This is a genomic window from Burkholderia lata (assembly GCF_000012945.1).
Taxonomy (GTDB): Bacteria; Pseudomonadota; Gammaproteobacteria; order Burkholderiales; family Burkholderiaceae; genus Burkholderia; species Burkholderia lata.
The window spans coordinates 2,338,391-2,356,411 of the sequence record NC_007510.1 but is presented as its reverse complement, the minus strand read 5'-3'; the positions used below and the strand labels follow the sequence as shown (position 1 = coordinate 2,356,411).

The following is an 18,021-nucleotide window of genomic DNA, read 5'->3' as shown; positions in this document are numbered from 1 at the left end:
ACGCCGTGCCCGGATACCCATCGGAAGGAGGAACCCGCCATGACGACCCATCTCACCGGAACGCGCGACGAATGGCTGGCCGCGCGCCATGCACTGCTCGACGCGGAAAAGGCGCTGACGCGGCAAAGCGACGAACTCGCGCGGCGACGCCAGGCGCTGCCCTGGGTGCGCGTCGACAAGACATACCGGTTCGACACCGAACAAGGGCAGGCAACGCTCGACGACCTGTTTCTCGACCGTTCGCAACTGCTCGTCTATCACTTCATGTTCGGCCCCGATTACAAGGCCGGCTGCCCGTCGTGTTCGTCGATCGCCGACGGTTTCGACGGCTTCGCCGTGCACCTGGCGAACCACGACGTGACGCTCGCCGCCGTGTCGCGTGCGCCGCTCACGAAGCTGCTCGCTTACCGGCAGCGGATGGGGTGGCACTTCCCGTGGGCGTCGTCGGTCGGCAGCGATTTCAACTTCGACTTCAATGTGTCGTTCACCGAGACGCAGCAGCGCGCTGGCGATGTCGAGTACAACTACGCACGGGCCGGGCACGCGATGGACATGGATCCGCCGCCGGCGCCCGTCGTGGCGTTCGCGGCGACGTGCGGGACCGACGCGGTCACGTATTCGCTCGACCGGCCGGGGATGAGTGCGTTCGTGCGCGAGGACGGCGCGGTTTATCACACGTACTCGACCTATGCGCGCGGCCTCGACGGGCTGTGGGGGATGTACCAGTGGCTCGATCGCGCGCCGCTCGGGCGCAACGAGACCGGCCCGTGGTGGCGCCGTCATGACGAGTACGCACGCGGCTGAGCGCACCGGCGACGGGCGGGGGCGGGCGATGACACGGCCGGCGACCGATGCTCCGGGGCCCGATCCGCGGGCCTTTGCGGTAGCGCTCACGGCCGTGTTCGCCGCCGCCGCGATCGCGACCGTGGCGCAGCACGCGTCGATGGTCGCGATGGGCGGCGCGCCCGTCTCCGGCGGCTGGATGACGTCGGCCGCCTGGCAGCGGCCGTGCGGATGGGGCGTAGGACGCACGTTCGCGGCATTCGCGGGCATGTGGGGCGCGATGACGGTGACGATGATGCTGCCGGTGCTGGCGCCGGTACTCTGGCGATACCGGCAGCGCGTCGGTCAGCAGGCCGCGCTGCGTTCGGCCGGGCTCGTCGTCGTCGCGGGTGCCGGGTATTTCGCGGTGTGGATGGCGGTTGGCGCGCTCGTGTTTCCGGCCGGCGCCGCCCTGACGAGCGCCGCCGCACGGCTGCCGGCGCTCGCCCGTGCGATGCCGTTCGCAGCTGGCGCGGTCGTATTGGCGGCAGGCGCCCTGCAATTCTCCGCATGGAAGGCGCGGCGGCTGGCGTGCTGCCGGCACGCCGCGACCTGTGTGGTCCCGCCGCGCGCGGGGGCCGACGCAGCATGGCGGCACGGCGTGCGGGCCGCCATGCATTGCAGTGCCTGTTGCGGAAACCTGATGGCGATCGCGCTCGCGGCCGGCATGATGGACCTGCGCGTGATGGCCGCCGTGACGGCCGCGATTGCCGCGGAGCGCCTCGCGCCGTCCGGCGGGCGGGTTGCGCGGATCGCCGGCTGCGTGGCGGCCGGCGCAGGCATCGCGATGATCGCGCGCGCGGCCGGGCTGCTATAACAGAGGGTAGGCAGGCCGATTCGACACGTTGCCGGGCCCTGCTTCTTCGTGGCCATTACCGTCGCGTGACCTGTTCGCAACAGACGGATCGACCGCCTGGCCGCCGGCTGCGCGAATGGCTCGATGCGGCGGTGAAACGAAAGGCGATCGAAAACGAACCGAACGGCGATCCGAACGATTCGGCCCCCGAACGGCTGAAACCGGCTAAGCCGTTGTTCGTGTTGTGAAAATTCGCGGCGCTTCGCGTATAATTCGCTTTTGCGCCCATAGGATTTGCCATGCGTCTGATCCAAAAAGCACTCACTTTCGATGACGTGCTCCTCGTTCCCGCCTTTTCCGACGTTCTCCCGCGCGACACCAGCCTCAAGACCAAGCTGACCCGCAACATCTCCCTGAACATGCCGCTCGTGTCCGCCGCGATGGACACGGTCACCGAAGGTCGCCTTGCGATCGCGATGGCACAGCAGGGTGGCGTCGGTATCGTCCACAAGAACCTGACGCCGGCCGAACAGGCCCGCGAGGTCGCGAAGGTCAAGCGTTTCGAATCGGGCGTCGTCCGCGATCCGATCACGGTGCCGCCGCAAATGAAGGTGCGCGACGTGATCGCGCTGTCGCGCCAGCATGGCATCTCGGGCTTCCCGGTCGTCGAAGGCCCGCAACTCGTCGGCATCGTCACGAACCGCGACCTGCGTTTCGAAACCCGCCTCGATGAGCCGGTCAAGTCGATCATGACGCCGCGCGAGCGCCTCGTCACGGTCAAGGAAGGCACGCCGCTCGCCGAAGCGAAGGCGCTGATGCACAGCCACCGTCTCGAGCGCGTGCTGGTCGTCAACGACGCGTTCGAACTGCGCGGCCTGATGACCGTCAAGGACATCACGAAGCAAACCGAGCACCCGGACGCGTGCAAGGACGAACACGGCAAGCTGCGCGCAGGCGCGGCGGTCGGCGTCGGTCCCGACAACGAAGAGCGCGTCGAGCTGCTGGTGCAGGCCGGCGTCGACGTGATCGTCGTCGATACCGCGCACGGCCACAGCAAGGGCGTGCTCGAGCGCGTTCGCTGGGTCAAGCAGAACTTCCCGCACGTCGAAGTGATCGGCGGCAACATCGCGACGGCCGCCGCCGCGAAGGCGCTCGTCGAATACGGCGCGGATGCAGTCAAGGTCGGTATCGGCCCGGGCTCGATCTGCACGACGCGGATCGTCGCCGGTGTCGGCGTGCCGCAGATCAGCGCGATCGCGAACGTCGCGGAAGCATTGAAGGGCACGGGCGTGCCGTGCATCGCCGACGGCGGCGTGCGCTTCTCGGGCGACGTGTCGAAGGCCCTCGCGGCCGGCGCGAACGCGGTGATGATGGGCAGCATGTTCGCGGGCACCGAAGAGGCGCCGGGCGACGTGTTCCTGTACCAGGGCCGTCAGTACAAGTCGTATCGCGGCATGGGTTCCGTCGGTGCGATGAAGGACGGCGCGGCAGACCGCTACTTCCAGGACAACTCGGCGAACATCGACAAGCTCGTGCCGGAAGGCATCGAAGGCCGTGTCGCGTACAAGGGTTCGGTCAACGCGATCCTGTTCCAGCTGGTCGGCGGTGTGCGCGCGAGCATGGGCTACTGCGGCTGCAAGACGATCGACGAGCTGCACGACAAGGCTGAATTCGTCCAGATCACCGCGGCGGGCATGCGCGAGTCGCACGTGCACGACGTGCAGATCACGAAGGAAGCGCCGAACTACCACGTGGACTAATTGCCGATGAAACCGCTGCTGCGAGCCGTGCTGATTGTCGATGCCGTACTGCTGCTGGCGTTCGGCGTGTTGTTCGTGCTGACGCCCTGGCAGTCGCTCTTCAACGCGCTGCAGCTTGCGAACGTCCAGCCGGCGATGCTCGGCCAGGCGTTCGGCATCGCGTTGCTCGGGCTCGCGTGGCTCGCGTTTCACGCAGCGTTCAACGGGGATCTGACGGCACCGGTCGCGCGGTCGGTCGGCCATGTGGTCTGGCTGACCGGCGCGCTGACGATCGTCTGGTCGATCGGCACCGGCAGCGGTCCCGCGCTCGCGGCCGCCGGTAGGGTGCTGTCGGCCGTGGCCGGTGCCGCGCTGATCGTGCTCGGCCTCGGCGGCGTGCGGCTCGCATCGGCGGTACGCCGGCGCGAAAAAGCGCAGGCGCTCGAGGCGAGCGCGCCCGCGCAGCGTCCGGCCGAGCCGGCGATGGCGCGCGCGTCGTCGCCTGCACCGCAGCGTGCCGAGCCCGTCGTCAGCCGTCCCGCAGCGCCCGCCGCGGCGTCGTCACCGGCCGCATCCGGCCAATCGTCGTCTGGCACCGTCGCACTCGACGAGCGCCCGCCGATGCAGGAATGACCGGCCATGCGTCGAGCGTGCTGCCTTCCGCCCGACGCCGTTGTCCATGCTATTGACGCAGCGCATGATGCAAATGATGCGCTGCTTTTCTTATTCTCTTCATCCCGTCCGCAGCCATGCACGACAAAATCCTGATTCTCGACTTCGGTTCGCAAGTCACCCAACTGATTGCGCGACGCGTGCGCGAAGCGCACGTCTACTGCGAAATCCATCCGAACGATGTGTCCGACGACTTCGTCCGCGAGTTCGCGCCGAAGGCGGTGATCCTGTCGGGCAGCCACGCGAGCACGTACGAAGACCATCAGCTGCGCGCGCCGCAGGCTGTGTGGGATCTCGGCGTGCCGGTGCTCGGCATCTGCTACGGCATGCAGACGATGGCCGTGCAGCTCGGCGGCAAGGTCGAGTGGAGCGACCACCGCGAATTCGGTTACGCGGAAATGCGCGCGCACGGCCATACGCGCCTGCTCGACGGCATCGAGGACTTCAAGACGGACGAAGGCCACGGGATGCTGAAGGTCTGGATGAGCCACGGCGACAAGGTTGCCGAGCTGCCGCCGGGCTTCGCGCTGATGGCGTCGACGCCGAGCTGCCCGATCGCCGGCATGGCCGACGAGGCGCGCGGCTACTACGCGGTGCAGTTCCATCCGGAAGTCACGCACACGCTGAAGGGCCGCCAGATCATCGAGCGCTTCGTGCTGCAGATCGCAGGCGCGAAGCCCGACTGGATCATGAAGAACCACATCGAGGAAGCCGTCGCGAAGATCCGCGAGCAGGTCGGTGACGAGGAAGTGATTCTCGGCCTGTCGGGCGGTGTCGATTCGAGCGTCGCCGCTGCGCTGATCCATCGCGCGATCGGTGACCAGCTCACCTGCGTGTTCGTCGACCACGGCCTGCTGCGCCTGAACGAAGGCAAGATGGTGCTCGACATGTTCGAGGGCCGCCTGCATGCGAAGGTCGTGCACGTCGACGCATCCGAACAGTTCCTCGGCCACCTGGCGGGCGTGACCGATCCGGAAGCGAAGCGCAAGATCATCGGCCGCGAGTTCGTCGAGGTGTTCCAGGCCGAGGCGCAGAAGCTGTCGAAGGCGAAGTGGCTCGCGCAGGGCACGATCTATCCGGACGTGGTCGAATCGGGCGGCACGAAGACGAAGAAGGCAACGACGATCAAGAGCCACCACAACGTCGGCGGCCTGCCGGAAACGCTCGGGCTCAAGCTGCTCGAGCCGCTGCGCGACCTGTTCAAGGACGAAGTGCGCGAGCTGGGCGTCGCGCTCGGCCTGCCGCCGGAGATGGTGTACCGCCATCCGTTCCCGGGCCCGGGCCTCGGCGTGCGGATTCTCGGCGAAGTGAAGCGCGAGTTCGCGGATCTGCTGCGCCGCGCGGACGCGATCTTCATCGAGGAACTGCGCAACACGACCGCGACCGCGCACGATGCGGCTGCCGGCCTGTGCGGCGAAGCCGATGTCGGCAAGAGCTGGTACGACCTGACGAGCCAGGCGTTCGCGGTGTTCCTGCCGGTCAAGTCGGTGGGCGTGATGGGCGATGGCCGCACGTACGACTACGTGACGTCGTTGCGCGCCGTGCAGACGACCGACTTCATGACCGCACACTGGGCGCATCTGCCGTACGCGCTGCTCGGCCGCGCGTCGAACCGGATCATCAACGAGGTGCGCGGGATCAACCGAGTGGTGTATGACATCTCGGGCAAGCCGCCGGCGACGATCGAGTGGGAGTAATTCGGCGTCCGGCACGTGCCGGTACGACCTGACAGCAGAACACATCAAAGCCCGCTTCACAGCGGGCTTTTTTGTTTTTGGCAGGATTGGAGCATTACGCGGATTGCGTGTTTCATCGACTGGAACACACCGACAACATTCGTGCGCCATCAGGTGTCGCGGATGCCTTTATTTCCGCGCTCGTTCAACCAGCGGCTCCGCGCATCGACTGCACCATGCCGTGCTCGATCGGAACCCGCAATCCATTGCGGCGCAAAAGGTGCGGATTTGAAACAGCGTCCGCGTGCGTAGCGACGCCGCTTGATGGCGCCGTCGGAAAACGACGTGCTGCCACTCCCCAATTTCGCCGCGCGTGTAATCGAGTGTAATTGATTGCTCCGCGCGCTCAGCCTAATTTCTTCCCGGCAGGACGCTTCGTGGATGGCGGATCCAAGCCACCGCGGAGAGGGTGATGAACGTTATCGATGCGTGATGCGCGCAAGCCAGATTCGGTCTATACGACCCTGGTTTTCGGCTTTCTTTCAACTCACTGCAGGAGAAATTGTCATGTCGAACGAAAATGTCAGCGAAATTCAGAAGTTCGCGGAGCAGGCGGACGATTTGAAACGGGTAGACGTTGAGTCAATTCAGCTGGGCTATTGGGACAATCAGGACAACCTTCCTTTCATGCTCAACAACGAGGGCGGGAATTCGTTTTTCGTGAACGCCTCGAACACGGCGTTGCTGATCCAGATCGGAAACGCGCTCACAGCGCTTGGGCAGAAGCAGAAGGTCGTGGCCTATCTGGGCGACCTCAAGCATGGCGGTGCCCTCAAGGTGCTCCTTATCGGCCTTGCATAGTACGAAAAATAAGTCGCGACTCAGTTGGTCAGCCTGGTGGCAGGGCACGACGGAATCAACCGGAAGACTGTCGCGACAAGCAAACGGCTTGGCAGGTTGCCAAGCCGTTTTGCATCAATGGATTGCGCGAGTCAGAACCATCGCGACTCGGATATTCACGCGTGCGAGCCCACGAGCGAACGCAGGTACGTCGGCACTTTTGCCTTGGCCGTGGCCTGCACACGCGTCATGAGCGCGTGATCGATGCGATCCAGTCCGTAAGTCCGCGCAATGTCGTGCTGCAACCGGCACCACAGGTGACCGGCCATCTCGGCATCGACCATCGCCCGGTGCGCACGGCCCGATTTGGGCAACCGCAGCATATCCACCAGGCTCGACAAGCGGTGACTCTGGGCATCCGGGTAGATACGTCGCGCCACGAGCATCGTGCACGCGAAGGCATGCTCGGCCGACATGCCGAGAATCCCGAGTTCCGACTGCCAGAACCGCTTGTCGAAACCAGCGTTGTGGGCGACGACGGCATGCTTGCCGACGAACGCCGCGGCTTCCTTCATGACGTTCGACGCCGGCGGCGCCGCTGCGATCATCTCGTTCGTGATGCCCGTCAGCGCGACGACATCCGACGGTATCCGTCTGCCTGCATTCATCAGACTCTGGAAACGGTCGACGACTTGTCCGTCCCGGAGCAGGATGACGGCGATTTCGGTCGCTCGGTCGCCCATATTCGGCGACAGTCCGGTTGTTTCGAAGTCCAGTACCGCAACGGTTTGCATGGTTGAATCCTGTTGCTTCACGCGGTGTCGTTAGAGTGGCCGAGAGGGTAGCATCTCCCGGCCCGCGACAGGCTCGTTCAGCCCGGGAAACGGCCATCCGTGCGGCGGACGCCGGCCCGATCGATGATCCGGGCCGCCCGCGAATACGTCGCGGTCCGCCGCAGGCTCGGCAGCACGCACGACGATGCAACAGGGTGCTGGCTGCCGACTATCGGCCGCGCATGGGTCCGCGCGTCACGCCGCAAGCCCGTTTTCACCTTCAACCATCCGGATCGGACCGGTGGCTTGTCCCGCACCCTGCCTGATGCTGAACTCGATCAGATCTTCGTAAATCGCCCGTTGCCCGGCAGGCAGCACGGGCAGCAGCGTCTCGCGGCGCTTGGCCGCGTCGAACAGCGATTCCACCAGCCATCCTGTCAGATAGACCGACGCAAGGCACCCGCCCGCGGTCGCGACGTTGCCGTGGCACACCAGCGGCTGCTCCGGCACGTCCAGCTCGAGTGCCTGCAAACCCTTCCGCGCGTCGGGATGCGTCGTGGCGCGGCGCTGCGGCAGCAGCCCGAGCCGCTCGAGAATGAAGGCCCCGCCGCAGATCGACCCGACAAGCTGGCGTTCGGGATCGAGATCGAACGACGGCAGGAAATCCGGATCGGCGAGTGCGGCCGGGACGCCTTCCTTGCCGCTCGAAAAGAGGACAGCGTCGGCGTGATTGGCGTCGGCGAGCGGACCGTGCGTCGGGATGGCCAGGCCATGGGCGGAATGCAGCACCGGTTGTGCGCCCAGAATCCGGACGCGCCAGTCCCGGTTGTTGCGGCCGAGAATGTCCCACATCAGGAACAGGTCGATGTCTGTGAAGCGGTCGAATGCGACGAGCGCGATGTCTTTCAAGGTGGACTCCATGCGTAGTGGCGCGCAGCGGAAGCGGCGGCCGTGATAGAGTCCGCAGCCTATCTGTCCATGCCGCACCATACACAGCCTGTATGGCGATGACGATGAGCACACTGACGCGAAACGACTGGATTGCAGCGGGCTTCGACGCCCTCGACGGGGAAGGGTATGCGGGTATTTCGGCCGAGAGTCTCGCGCGACGGCTGAACGTGACCCGCGGATCGTTCTATCACCACTTCCGCAATCGCGAGGACTTCGTCACGACCTTGCTGACCGCGTGGGAAGACGACTACACCGCGCGCATGCTTGCGTATGCGGCGGGCGGCCGCGGTGCCGGCGACACGCTGGCGCGCTATCTGCGCATTGCGGCCGAGAAGCGGCCCGGGCGTGAAATCGCGATCCGCGCGTGGGCGCTGCACGATCCGCTCGTCGCGGAATTCCAGCAGCGTGTCGACGCGGCGCGGCTCGCATTTGCGATCGAGACGTCGCGCCGGCTGGTGCGCACGTCGGGCGAGGCGGAGATCGTCGGGCAGGCCGTGCACTTGTGCCTGATCGGCGGACAACAGGCCGGGCTGCGGCGCGACGCCGGCCGGTTCAACGGCTTCATGCAGCGCGCGGTTGCAATGGCCGAACGTGTGCTGCCGATGCGTCGCACATGACGTGTCACGTGGCCGCGTACCGGTGTGCATGCTGCATGCGTGGAGCGGGCCCGGTATCAGGCAGCCGAGTTCGCGTGCCCGGTGCGCATGACGTGGAGCGCGGCGCGATACCCCGCGCCGGCGACGGTCATGCGTGCTGCGGCGACGACGGCGGCGCAGCGCGATAGCGCAGGTGAATCAGCGGATAGGCGCGCCCTTGTCCATCGAGCGCCGATCGCCCGGTGCGCTCGAAGCCGAGCCGCTCATAGAATCCCGCTGCCGATTCGTTCTGTTCGTTCACGTCGGTCGACAGGTCGGGGTGACGCTCGAGTGCCTCTTCCACGAGCAGGCGCCCGACACCCGCGCCGTGGTAAGCGGGATCGACGAACAAGGCTTCCATGTGACTGCCGTCGAGCAGCATGAAGCCGATCGCGCGGTCGGTATCGTCGACGGCGAGATCGAGCGGTGCACCAGGCAGGAACGCGACGACTTCGGATTCGATCGCGCGACGGTCGTCGTCGCTCAGGAAGTGGTGCGTGGCGTCGACCGCGTTGCGCCAGATATCCAGCACGCGTGCGCCGTCGGCCTGGGTGGACTTGCGAATTCTGATCATGGATTGGCCCGTCTTTGATTTGTAATGGAAAGTTCGGCGGGTAGCCGACGCCGTCATGGCCCCGATCGGGCTGCTCGCAAGGGCTGCGAGAAAGACGGTGGCGTTTCGGGTATTCAGGAACTGGCCGGACGCCGCGCGTCGCCAAGGTCCGCCGCACGCTCGATCGCGCGTCGTGCGACATCGCGAACGCCTGCGCTCATCGGCAAATCATCGCGATCGAGCTCGGCGAGATCGAACCAGCGCGCGTCGAGCGCATCGTCGCCGGCAGCAGGCGTGCCGCGCAACCATCGGCACAGCACCGCGACCATGACGAAATGCTGACGCACGTCGCCGCCGGCATCGTAATCGAACGCATCCAGCGCGGTAAAGGCGTCGAGCGCTTCGACGTCGACGGTGGTTTCTTCGGCGATCTCGCGTACGACCGCGTTCGCAATCGATTCCCCCGCTTCGATCTTGCCGCCAGGAAAGCCCCAGCAGCCCGCATCGGGCGGATTGGCGCGGCGTACCAGCAGCACGTCGCGTTCCCGCAGGACGATGCCGATCACGGCGGGAACCGGGCGGACGGAAGCGGTGACGTCGGTCGGTGGGCGGGGCGAATCGGACATGATGGATCTACGCGCGGGTGCGTTCGAGTGAGTGGGATGGCCGGCGACGATTCATCGCGCGTCGTCGGTGCGCTGCTCGATCGCGCGGATCACGGCGACCATGTCGTCCGCGCCATGTCCGGCCCGCTCGGTCTCGCCGTACAGCGCATGGCAGATGTCGAGCAGCGGTGACGCGATGCCGATGCCGCGCGCGGCTTCGGCGACGAGGCGTGCATTTTTCAGCACGTCGGTGATCGCGGCCTGCACGGAAAAATCCGCGGTGACGAGTTTGCCGAGCTTCACACGCGACACGTCGCTCGCCATCGGGCCCGCGTTCAGCACGTCGGCGAAACGGGCGAGATCGATGCCGTGGCGTTGCGCGAAATGCGTGGCTTCGGTCAGGCCGGTGACCATCGTGATCAGGAACAGGTTCACGGCGAGCTTCATCGTCAGCGCCGACGGGACGTCGCCGCACACGAAGCTGTCGCGGCACAGCGGCTTCACGAGCGCGCGGACGGCGTCGACGTCGTCCGGTGCGCCGGCGAGCATCACGACGAGTTGCCCGGCTTCGGCCGGCTTGCGCGACCCCGACACGGGCGCTTCGACGTAACGGCCCGACGCGGCAGCGATGTCATCGGCCAGCGCGCGCGAATACTCGGGGGCGTTCGTGCCCATGTTCACGATGGTGTGCCCGCCGACACGGGCGGCGAAACCGGGCGTGCCGCGCGCGAGGGCGGCGTCGATCGCCGCGTCGTTCGCGAGCATCAGGATCACGGTGCGGCAGCTCGCGAACACGTCGTCGATGTGCTCGGCCACGCGCGCGCCGGCGTCGCGCAGTGCATCGTCGCTGCCGTGCGACCGGCTCCACACGACGAGCGGCGTGCCGGCCCGCGCAAGATTGAGCGCCATCGGCGTGCCCATCACGCCGAGGCCGATGAATCCGACTGCGGTTTGCATGTTCTGGCTCCCACGGTGGGTGGAGACGATCGTGGGCGTCAGTATCGCAGCGTTTCTGCACGCCCGCTATTTCGTCCGCGCACCCGCGCGCGCCACGTCACGGCCGTGCCGTCATGTCCGCCAGATACGGCCACGGATAGATGCCGCGGGCATGACCGTCGCCGAACACCGCGCGGATGCCGTAGCCGGCTGCTTCGAGGCTGTCCAGCGTCAGGTCGGGCCGCGCATCGACACGACCGCCGTCGAGCCGGATCTTTCGGCATTCCGCACACGGGCAATCAACGCGCAATTGTGCATAGCCGATGCGTTGCGTGTGACCGTCCGGCCAGCTGAGTGTCAACGTCCGCGCCGGATGATCGAGCACGATTTCGGTCGGGGAGATCATCGCGGTGCCTCGTCGATTTGCCGGATCGCGATCCGCACGGCTTTTCGTACTTCCGGATCGTGATCTTCCAGTGCGTGCGTGAGTGCGGGCAATGTCGTGCGGTCGCGCAATTCACCGAGCGCAAGCGCGGCCTCCTTGCGCAGGTTGCTGATCGCATGCGACAGCAGCGCGACGACGCCAGGCGCCGCAGCCGCATCGCGCAGTTGCCCGAGCGCACGTGCGGCACGCAAGCGCACTTGCCAGTAGTCATCGTCGAGCGCGGCGACGAGGGGTTCGCGTGCGGTCGCAACGCGCAGCTTGCCGAGCGTCGTGGCCGCTTCCTCGCGCACCTGCCATTCGTGATCGCGTAGCGCGACGAACAGTGCGTGGATGGTCGGCGCATCGTCGGGCGCCGCGAAACCGATTGCGCCGACCGCGAGTCGTCGCACGTCCGCTGCGGCATCGGTGGTCGCGATGCGTGCGAGCGGCGGCAGCGCACGCGGATCCTTGAGCCAGCCGAGCACCGCCACGGCTTCGGCGCGCACCGCGGCGTGTTCGGCGTCGAGCGCGTGCAGCGCGGGCGCGAACGCATCGGGGTCGCGCAACTCGCGCAATCCGCGTAGCACGGCGCGGCGCACGATCGGCTCGGGCCGGGCGGCCCATCGACACAGCACCGCGCCCGATGCCGTGTCCTTCAGTTCGGACAGGCTTTGCGCCGCGGCGGTGCGCACGTCGTCGTCCGGATCGAGCAGTGCACCGCAGAGTGCGTCGACGACGTCGGGCTGCTCCCACGCACCGAGCACCCGGGCTGCTTCGCCGCGCACGTCGGCCGACGGATCGTCGCGCAGTGCGGCGATGAAAGCGGGCACGAACCCGGGGTCCTCGAGATCGGCGAGTTCGAACAGTGCGACTCGGCGCACGGCGGCATCGGGCGCGGCGAGGCGGGCGACGAGTGCGGCTTCGTCGGGGGCGTGTGCGCGGGGCAACGCGGCAGCGAAGGAGGAATCGGTCATGAGTGACGGGAGAGGGCGTTGAGGGGCGCGGTCAGCGCAGCAGGTAAGGGATGTCGACCTTGACCGCGCCGGTCGGGCAATCGCGCTCGCACGGCATGCAGTACCAGCATTCGTCGAACTGCATATAGGCCTTGCCTTTGGACACGTCGATCGCAAGCAGGTCGAGCGGGCACACGTCGACGCAGACGGTGCAGCCCTTGTCGGCGATGCACAGGGTCTCGTCGATCGTGACGGGTGCGCTGCTGCGCTGGAAGATGTCGTGCGAGGTATGGGACATGGCGGGTTCCTCAAAGGGCGGCCGCGAGCGCGGCCGGTTCGCGGATGCGCAGATTCGTGTAGGCGGCGCGATCGTCGTCGGCAAGCGGCACGAGGTACGGTTCGACCGGCCGCTTCTCGCTGCGCATCGCACCGTCGGCGTCCTTGCGCAGCCAGGTGTGGCAGAACCATTCGGCGTCGTTGCGATGCGGGAAGTCGACGCGATGGTGGTACAGCCCCCAGCGGCTCTCGGTGCGGAACAGCGACGCGCGCGCGGCCATTTCCGCGCAATCGCGAATCGCACGCACTTCGGCGGCGCGCATCAGTTCGTGCGGGTGGCTCGCCTTGATCTCTTCGATATCCTCAGTAATGGCGTCGAAGCGTTGCAGCCCGATTTCCATCTTGCGCGTCACCTTCGGCGGTTGCAGATAGTCGTTCACCATGCGGCGCAGCTTGTATTCGACCTGTGCTGGTGCCAGGCCGCGCTCGCGCAGCAGCGGCGCGAGCACGCGCGTGCGTTCGGCGGCGACCTGTTCGTCGTCCACCGGCGCATGCTCTCGGCCGGCCACGTAGTCGGCGGCATTCTGCCCGGCAAACCAGCCGTACGTGAATGCGCCGAGCATGTAGTTGTGCGGGACGGCCGCCATGTCGCCGGCCGCGTAGAGCCCGGGCACCGTCGTCTCCGCGCGTGCGTTCACGTACACGCCCGATGCGCTGTGGCCGCTGCAGAAACCGATCTCGGAGATGTGCATCTCGATCATCTGGCTGCGGTAGTCGGTGCCGCGCCCCGCATGGAAGCGGCCACGGCTCGGCCGCTCGTTCGTATGGAGGATCTGCTCGATCGTCTGGATGGTTTCTTCCGCGAGATGGTCGAGCTTCAGGAACACGGGGCCGTTGCCGCTTTGCAGTTCCTGGTAGAACTCCCACATCATCTGGCCGCTCCAGTAATCGCATTCGATGAAGCGTTCGCCCTTGCCGTTCGCGGTGAAGCCGCCGAGCGGGCCGGTGACGTACGCGCACGCGGGGCCGTTGTAGTCCTTGATCAGCGGGTTGATCTGGAAGCATTCGAGATTCGCGAGCGCGGCACCGGCGTGATACGCCATTGCATAACCGTCGCCTGCGTTGGTCGGGTTCTCGTACGTGCCCATCAGGTAACCCGAGGCCGGTAGCCCGAGGCGGCCGGCCGCGCCGCAGCAGAGAATCACGGCCTTCGCGCGGATCACGTGGAATTCGGCGGTGCGGCAGTCGAAGCCGAGCACGCCGCTCGCGCGGCCTTGCGCGTCGGTCAGCACGCGCGTCGCGACGATCCGGTTCGTGATCGCGATGCGTGCGCGCTTCAGCTGCCGGTACAGCACCTTCTTGATGTCGTGTCCTTCCGGCATCGGCAGCACGTACGAGCCCATGTGATGAACCTTCTTCACCGCGTAGTCGCCGGTGCCGTCCTTCTCGAACTTCACGCCCCAGCGGTCGAGTTGCTCGATCGTCGCGAAGCTGTGCGCCGCATACGCGTACACGGCTTCCTGGTCGACGATCCCGTCGTTGGCGATCGTGATCTCGCGCGTGTACTGCTCGGGCGTCGCGTGCCCGGGGATCACCGCGTTGTTCAGGCCGTCCATCCCCATCGAGATCGCGCCGCTGCGCTTCACGTTGGCTTTTTCGAGCAGCAGCACGCGCAGGGACGGATCGCGCTCCTTTGCCTTGATCGCCGCCATCGGGCCGGCGGTGCCGCCGCCGACCACGACGATGTCGTATTCGAGCACATGGGTAGTCATCGCTGTTTCCTTGCAGGTTTGCGCGGCTTCTGCCGGTCGATGCGCAGCCGGTACTGGAAGGCGTCGCCGCGGAAGTAGAGGTATTCGTAGTCGATCGGTGCGCCCGACGCGTCGTGCGTGAGGCGCTCGATGCGCAGCACGGGGCTGCTTTCCTCGACGTGCAGCGCATCGACGATTTCGTCGTCGGCGAGGATCGCGTCGATCGACACATCGGCATGACCGAGCGGGATGCCGCAGTCGTTTTCCAGAACCAGGAAAATGTCGCGGGTCGCGAGATCGGCGCCCGCGAGACGCTTGCCGACGGCTTCGGGCACCCACGTCTGTTCGAGCGACACGGGCTCGCGATTCAGCAGCCGCACGCGATGAATTTCGACGAGCGGCGCACCTTCGGGCACGTTCAGCTTCGTCGCGAGATGGCGATCGGCCTTGACGGTGCGGAAGCTGCGCACCTGGTTGACGATCTCGTAGCCCATCGACGACATCGCCTCGGCGAAGCCCTGCAGCGACGTCACGTTCTGGAATGCCTTCGGCTTCGACACGAAGGTGCCCTTGCCGTGCAGCTTGAACAGCAGTCCTTCCTTCTGCAGATCGCCGAGCGCCTGGCGCACCGTGATGCGACTGACGTCGAACATCGCGCAGAGTTCGTGCTCGGACGGCATCCGGCTGTGCGGCGCATGGGTGCCGTCGAGAATGCGCGCGCGCAGCGTGTCCTTGATCTGCACGTAGAGTGGGGCCGCCGACAGCGGCACGATGTTGGGGGAGGTCATCGATCAACTTGTTATGACAAGATCGCTCGAGTGTAGTGAGCGCGATTGCACGCCCCAACCAACTATTTCTGATTTCGACTTTCCGATTCCGGAAAAGCGCGGCGACAAGGGGCAGACCGAACGAACGATCCGGCATGGGGTGTCGGCCCGATCCGCCTGTTGCGGGCAGAGCGGATCGGCGGACAATGAAAATTGCAGCGGCGCGTGCGTCGCGCATGTCGATTTCTCGATGCGTCGCCCGTCGTATCCATGTCGACCGGGTATTGCGCCACGCACGTGGCACCCGGTTCCCGAGGATTGCCGTCACGACAAGGAGGCACCCCATGCCGGATTCCCGATACCGCTGGGTCATCGTCGCCGCGGGCGGCCTGATGGGCTGCATCGCGATCGGCGCGATGTTTTCGTTGCCGGTGTTCCTGCGTGCGATCGCGCGCGACACGGGCTGGTCGATGACCGGCATTTCCGGCGCGATGACGGTCGGCTTCATCGCGATGGCCTTTGCGAGCATGGCGTGGGGCAGCCTGTCGGACCGCATCGGCACGCGTCCGGTCGTCATCACGGGTGCCGTCCTGCTGTCGGCGAGCCTGGCGTTGGCGAGCCGCGCGCCGTCGCTGCTCGCGTTCCAGCTCACGTTCGGCCTCGCCGTCGGCGGCGCGACGGCTGCGATATTCGCGCCGATGATGGCCTGCGTGACGGGCTGGTTCGACACGCACCGCAGCCTCGCGGTGTCGCTCGTGTCGGCCGGCATGGGGATGGCGCCGATGACGATGGCCCCGCTGGCCGCATGGCTCGTGTCGGTGCGCGACTGGCGCACGTCGATGCTGCTGATTGCGGCGCTGGCGGCCGCCGTGATGATCCCGGTGTCGCTGCTGGTGCGCCGGGCACCCGCGCTAGAAGGCGCGCATGCGGCTCCAGCGGTATCGGCGCCCGCCGGCGAGCCTGCGGCGATGTCGATGTCGGTCGCGGATGCGCTGCGCTCGCCGCAGTTCATCGTGCTGCTGCTGACCAACTTCTTCTGCTGCGCCACGCATTCGGGCCCGATCTTCCATACGGTCAGCTACGCGGTGACGTGCGGAATCCCGTTGATCGTCGCGGTGTCGATCTACAGCGTCGAAGGGCTTGCCGGCATGGGCGGCCGGATCGCGTTCGGGATCCTGGGCGACCGCATCGGCGCGAAGCGCATGCTGGTGGCCGGGCTGTTCGCGCAGGCGCTCGGTGCGCTCGGGTATGACTTCGTGCGCACGCTCGACGGGTTCTACGCGGTCGCGGTCGTGTTCGGCTTCATCTACGCGGGCGTGATGCCGCTGTATTCGGTGCTGGCGCGCGAGAACTTCCCGCTGCGGATGATGGGCACCGTGATCGGCGGCTGCGCGATGGCCGGCAGCCTCGGGATGGCTGCGGGCCCTGTGGCCGGCGGCCTGATCGTCGATACGTTCGGCAGCTACGGCTGGCTGTATGTCGGTTCGTTCGCGATCGGCGTAGGCGCGTTCCTGATGGCGACGATGTTCCGCCCGTTCGCGAAAGCGCGACCGGAAACGGTGACCGCGTGACCCGGCGACGGAGGTGGGGCGGCTTCCGTTTCACCGGATCGGCGCGGTTTGGTCCGCGCTGCAGAAGAAAAAAACAGGGCCCGACACCGTGCGCGTTAGGTGGTGTCCGAACGGCCCGCAGCCCGCTGCGGCGCAGCAGAGCGGCAAATGAGACCGATCGGCACGCATGCGTCGCGATTCGGCCCCTAAAAAACGCAATATCGAGCATATATTCGAAGGGCCTGTCATACCCGCGTCACCCTGCTAGAATTCGGCCTGCCGCATTGTTCCGATTGACTGATGAGATTGCTTGACGCCCTGGTCGAACAACGTATTGCCGCCGCCGCCGCGCGGGGCGAGTTCGACGATTTGCCGGGTACCGGCGCGCCGCAGGCGCTGGATGACGACCTGCTCGTGCCCGAGGAGGTGCGGGTGGCCAACCGTATCCTGAAGAATGCGGGCTTCGTGCCGCCGGCCGTCGAGCAATTGCGCGCGCTGCGCAACTTGCATGACGAAGTGCAGGCGGTCAGCGACCGTGCCGCGCGGTGCCGGCTGCAGGCAAAGATCCTCGCACTCGACATGGCGCTCGAATCGCTGCGCGGCGGCCCGATGGTGATGCCGCGCGACTACTGCCGGCGCATCGCGGAGCGGCTGTGCGAGCGCGGGCTCGACGAAGCGTCCGCCGAAGCGGGGCCGATGTGACGTCCGACGCGCTGCACGACGCAGCCCGGTCGGCAGCCGCCCCGGCGGCCGAATCCGCCGCCGATTCCCCGGTTCCCGAAGCCGCGCCCGTATCGGCGCGCGACCTGCATTTCATGCGTCTTGCGCAGGCTGCCGCCGAAGAGGCGCGCGCGGCCGGCGAAGTGCCGGTCGGGGCGGTGCTCGTGCGTGGCGACGAAGTGATCGCACGCGGCTTCAACCATCCGATCGGCGGGCACGACCCGTCGGCCCATGCGGAAATGGCCGCGCTGCGCATGGCCGCGCAGCATCTGCAGAATTACCGGATGCCCGGCTGCGAGCTGTACGTGACGCTCGAGCCGTGCCTGATGTGCGCGGGCGCGATCATGCATGCACGCATCGCACGGGTCGTCTACGGTGCCGCCGATCCGAAGACGGGCGCGTGCGGCAGCGTGATCGACGCGTTCGCGAATCCGCAACTGAACCACCATACCGAAGTGACCGGCGGCGTGCTCGCCGACGAGTGCGGCGCCGCGCTGAAGTCGTTCTTCGCCGAGCGTCGTCGCGCGCTGCGCGAAGCGCGGCTCGCCCGCGACGCCGAATCCGGCGCGTCATAGGCGCGTC

At 66.7% G+C, this 18,021-nt stretch carries 20 protein-coding genes; 10 read left to right on the top strand and 10 right to left on the bottom strand.

Features of this window, described 5'->3' with window-relative positions:
* Positions 1-39: 39 nt before the first annotated feature.
* From BCEP18194_RS16585 to BCEP18194_RS16560, 6 genes are all read left to right on the top strand, one after another.
* Complete coding sequence (locus BCEP18194_RS16585) at positions 40-804, top strand: DUF899 domain-containing protein (RefSeq protein WP_011352435.1); 765 nt, start codon at positions 40-42, stop codon at positions 802-804.
* A gap of 28 nt (positions 805-832) precedes the next feature.
* Positions 833-1,639 carry a DUF2182 domain-containing protein gene (locus tag BCEP18194_RS16580; protein ID WP_011352434.1) on the top strand — a complete coding sequence of 269 codons (807 nt, stop codon included), beginning with the start codon at positions 833-835 and terminating at the stop codon, positions 1,637-1,639.
* 278 nt (positions 1,640-1,917) lie between these two features.
* Positions 1,918-3,378: an IMP dehydrogenase gene (gene guaB, locus BCEP18194_RS16575; RefSeq protein WP_011352433.1), complete on the top strand. Its 1,461-nt coding sequence runs from the start codon at positions 1,918-1,920 to the stop codon at positions 3,376-3,378.
* A 6-nt stretch (positions 3,379-3,384) separates the two neighbouring features.
* Entirely contained in the window at positions 3,385-3,990 is a 606-nt protein-coding gene (locus tag BCEP18194_RS16570; protein ID WP_011352432.1) for a hypothetical protein, read from the top strand.
* 116 nt (positions 3,991-4,106) lie between these two features.
* Positions 4,107-5,726, top strand: coding sequence for a glutamine-hydrolyzing GMP synthase (gene guaA / locus BCEP18194_RS16565; RefSeq protein WP_011352431.1), 1,620 nt, complete (start codon positions 4,107-4,109; stop codon positions 5,724-5,726).
* 546 nt (positions 5,727-6,272) lie between these two features.
* Complete coding sequence (locus BCEP18194_RS16560) at positions 6,273-6,566, top strand: hypothetical protein (RefSeq protein ID WP_041492882.1); 294 nt, start codon at positions 6,273-6,275, stop codon at positions 6,564-6,566.
* A 155-nt stretch (positions 6,567-6,721) separates the two neighbouring features.
* Here the strand turns inward: BCEP18194_RS16560 and BCEP18194_RS16555 are convergent, their stop codons facing one another.
* Positions 6,722-7,339: a 3'-5' exonuclease gene (locus tag BCEP18194_RS16555; RefSeq protein ID WP_011352428.1), complete on the bottom strand. Its 618-nt coding sequence runs from the start codon at positions 7,337-7,339 to the stop codon at positions 6,722-6,724.
* A gap of 234 nt (positions 7,340-7,573) precedes the next feature.
* Positions 7,574-8,239, bottom strand: a complete 666-nt coding sequence (locus BCEP18194_RS16550; protein ID WP_011352427.1) for a DJ-1/PfpI family protein — start codon at positions 8,237-8,239, stop codon at positions 7,574-7,576.
* 92 nt (positions 8,240-8,331) lie between these two features.
* On the opposite strand from BCEP18194_RS16550, the gene BCEP18194_RS16545 reads away from it, so the two are divergent.
* Positions 8,332-8,886, top strand: coding sequence for a TetR/AcrR family transcriptional regulator (locus tag BCEP18194_RS16545; RefSeq protein ID WP_041493093.1), 555 nt, complete (start codon positions 8,332-8,334; stop codon positions 8,884-8,886).
* 127 nt (positions 8,887-9,013) lie between these two features.
* Here BCEP18194_RS16545 and BCEP18194_RS16540 read toward each other — a convergent pair whose 3' ends face one another.
* The 8 genes from BCEP18194_RS16540 to BCEP18194_RS16505 form a co-directional block, all read right to left on the bottom strand.
* Positions 9,014-9,478, bottom strand: coding sequence for an acetyltransferase (locus BCEP18194_RS16540; protein WP_041492881.1), 465 nt, complete (start codon positions 9,476-9,478; stop codon positions 9,014-9,016).
* Between the two features lie 113 nt (positions 9,479-9,591).
* A complete protein-coding gene (locus tag BCEP18194_RS16535; RefSeq protein WP_011352424.1) occupies positions 9,592-10,083 on the bottom strand; it encodes an NUDIX hydrolase in 492 nt (163 codons plus the stop codon).
* Between the two features lie 51 nt (positions 10,084-10,134).
* Positions 10,135-11,019, bottom strand: coding sequence for an NAD(P)-dependent oxidoreductase (locus tag BCEP18194_RS16530; RefSeq protein WP_011352423.1), 885 nt, complete (start codon positions 11,017-11,019; stop codon positions 10,135-10,137).
* A 97-nt stretch (positions 11,020-11,116) separates the two neighbouring features.
* A complete protein-coding gene (locus BCEP18194_RS16525; RefSeq protein ID WP_011352422.1) occupies positions 11,117-11,404 on the bottom strand; it encodes a gamma-butyrobetaine hydroxylase-like domain-containing protein in 288 nt (95 codons plus the stop codon).
* Complete coding sequence (locus BCEP18194_RS16520) at positions 11,401-12,396, bottom strand: HEAT repeat domain-containing protein (protein WP_011352421.1); 996 nt, start codon at positions 12,394-12,396, stop codon at positions 11,401-11,403. The genes BCEP18194_RS16525 and BCEP18194_RS16520 overlap by 4 nt, the downstream gene beginning before the upstream one ends.
* A gap of 31 nt (positions 12,397-12,427) precedes the next feature.
* Entirely contained in the window at positions 12,428-12,673 is a 246-nt protein-coding gene (locus BCEP18194_RS16515) for a 4Fe-4S dicluster domain-containing protein (protein ID WP_011352420.1), read from the bottom strand.
* Between the two features lie 10 nt (positions 12,674-12,683).
* Positions 12,684-14,423, bottom strand: a complete 1,740-nt coding sequence (locus BCEP18194_RS16510) for a fumarate reductase/succinate dehydrogenase flavoprotein subunit (protein WP_011352419.1) — start codon at positions 14,421-14,423, stop codon at positions 12,684-12,686.
* Complete coding sequence (locus BCEP18194_RS16505; protein WP_011352418.1) at positions 14,420-15,190, bottom strand: GntR family transcriptional regulator; 771 nt, start codon at positions 15,188-15,190, stop codon at positions 14,420-14,422. Before BCEP18194_RS16505 ends, BCEP18194_RS16510 begins: the two co-directional genes overlap by 4 nt.
* Before the next feature lie 323 nt (positions 15,191-15,513).
* Between BCEP18194_RS16505 and BCEP18194_RS16500 the strand changes: the two genes are divergently transcribed.
* The 3 genes from BCEP18194_RS16500 to tadA all read left to right on the top strand — a co-directional run bounded on the left by BCEP18194_RS16500 (position 15,514) and on the right by tadA (position 18,014).
* Complete coding sequence (locus BCEP18194_RS16500; protein WP_011352417.1) at positions 15,514-16,740, top strand: MFS transporter; 1,227 nt, start codon at positions 15,514-15,516, stop codon at positions 16,738-16,740.
* Positions 16,741-17,019: 279 nt separating this feature from the next.
* Positions 17,020-17,421 (top strand): DnaJ family domain-containing protein, encoded by a 402-nt coding sequence (locus BCEP18194_RS16495; protein ID WP_006478536.1) that lies wholly within the window; start codon positions 17,020-17,022, stop codon positions 17,419-17,421.
* A complete protein-coding gene (gene tadA, locus BCEP18194_RS16490) occupies positions 17,418-18,014 on the top strand; it encodes a tRNA adenosine(34) deaminase TadA (protein ID WP_041492880.1) in 597 nt (198 codons plus the stop codon). Before BCEP18194_RS16495 ends, tadA begins: the two co-directional genes overlap by 4 nt.
* Positions 18,015-18,021: the final 7 nt, after the last annotated feature.

What these genes read in the sequence shown, in the direction of transcription:
- BCEP18194_RS16585 (WP_011352435.1), top strand. Translation starts at nt 40, where the DNA reads ATGACGACCCATCTCACCGGAACGCGCGACGAATGGCTGGCCGCGCGC.
- BCEP18194_RS16580 (WP_011352434.1), top strand. Translation starts at nt 833, where the DNA reads ATGACACGGCCGGCGACCGATGCTCCGGGGCCCGATCCGCGGGCCTTT.
- guaB (WP_011352433.1), top strand. Translation starts at nt 1,918, where the DNA reads ATGCGTCTGATCCAAAAAGCACTCACTTTCGATGACGTGCTCCTCGTT.
- BCEP18194_RS16570 (WP_011352432.1), top strand. Translation starts at nt 3,385, where the DNA reads ATGAAACCGCTGCTGCGAGCCGTGCTGATTGTCGATGCCGTACTGCTG.
- guaA (WP_011352431.1), top strand. Translation starts at nt 4,107, where the DNA reads ATGCACGACAAAATCCTGATTCTCGACTTCGGTTCGCAAGTCACCCAA.
- BCEP18194_RS16560 (WP_041492882.1), top strand. Translation starts at nt 6,273, where the DNA reads ATGTCGAACGAAAATGTCAGCGAAATTCAGAAGTTCGCGGAGCAGGCG.
- BCEP18194_RS16555 (WP_011352428.1), bottom strand. Translation starts at nt 7,339, where the DNA reads ATGCAAACCGTTGCGGTACTGGACTTCGAAACAACCGGACTGTCGCCG.
- BCEP18194_RS16550 (WP_011352427.1), bottom strand. Translation starts at nt 8,239, where the DNA reads ATGGAGTCCACCTTGAAAGACATCGCGCTCGTCGCATTCGACCGCTTC.
- BCEP18194_RS16545 (WP_041493093.1), top strand. Translation starts at nt 8,332, where the DNA reads ATGAGCACACTGACGCGAAACGACTGGATTGCAGCGGGCTTCGACGCC.
- BCEP18194_RS16540 (WP_041492881.1), bottom strand. Translation starts at nt 9,478, where the DNA reads ATGATCAGAATTCGCAAGTCCACCCAGGCCGACGGCGCACGCGTGCTG.
- BCEP18194_RS16535 (WP_011352424.1), bottom strand. Translation starts at nt 10,083, where the DNA reads ATGTCCGATTCGCCCCGCCCACCGACCGACGTCACCGCTTCCGTCCGC.
- BCEP18194_RS16530 (WP_011352423.1), bottom strand. Translation starts at nt 11,019, where the DNA reads ATGCAAACCGCAGTCGGATTCATCGGCCTCGGCGTGATGGGCACGCCG.
- BCEP18194_RS16525 (WP_011352422.1), bottom strand. Translation starts at nt 11,404, where the DNA reads ATGATCTCCCCGACCGAAATCGTGCTCGATCATCCGGCGCGGACGTTG.
- BCEP18194_RS16520 (WP_011352421.1), bottom strand. Translation starts at nt 12,396, where the DNA reads ATGACCGATTCCTCCTTCGCTGCCGCGTTGCCCCGCGCACACGCCCCC.
- BCEP18194_RS16515 (WP_011352420.1), bottom strand. Translation starts at nt 12,673, where the DNA reads ATGTCCCATACCTCGCACGACATCTTCCAGCGCAGCAGCGCACCCGTC.
- BCEP18194_RS16510 (WP_011352419.1), bottom strand. Translation starts at nt 14,423, where the DNA reads ATGACTACCCATGTGCTCGAATACGACATCGTCGTGGTCGGCGGCGGC.
- BCEP18194_RS16505 (WP_011352418.1), bottom strand. Translation starts at nt 15,190, where the DNA reads ATGACCTCCCCCAACATCGTGCCGCTGTCGGCGGCCCCACTCTACGTG.
- BCEP18194_RS16500 (WP_011352417.1), top strand. Translation starts at nt 15,514, where the DNA reads ATGCCGGATTCCCGATACCGCTGGGTCATCGTCGCCGCGGGCGGCCTG.
- BCEP18194_RS16495 (WP_006478536.1), top strand. Translation starts at nt 17,020, where the DNA reads ATGAGATTGCTTGACGCCCTGGTCGAACAACGTATTGCCGCCGCCGCC.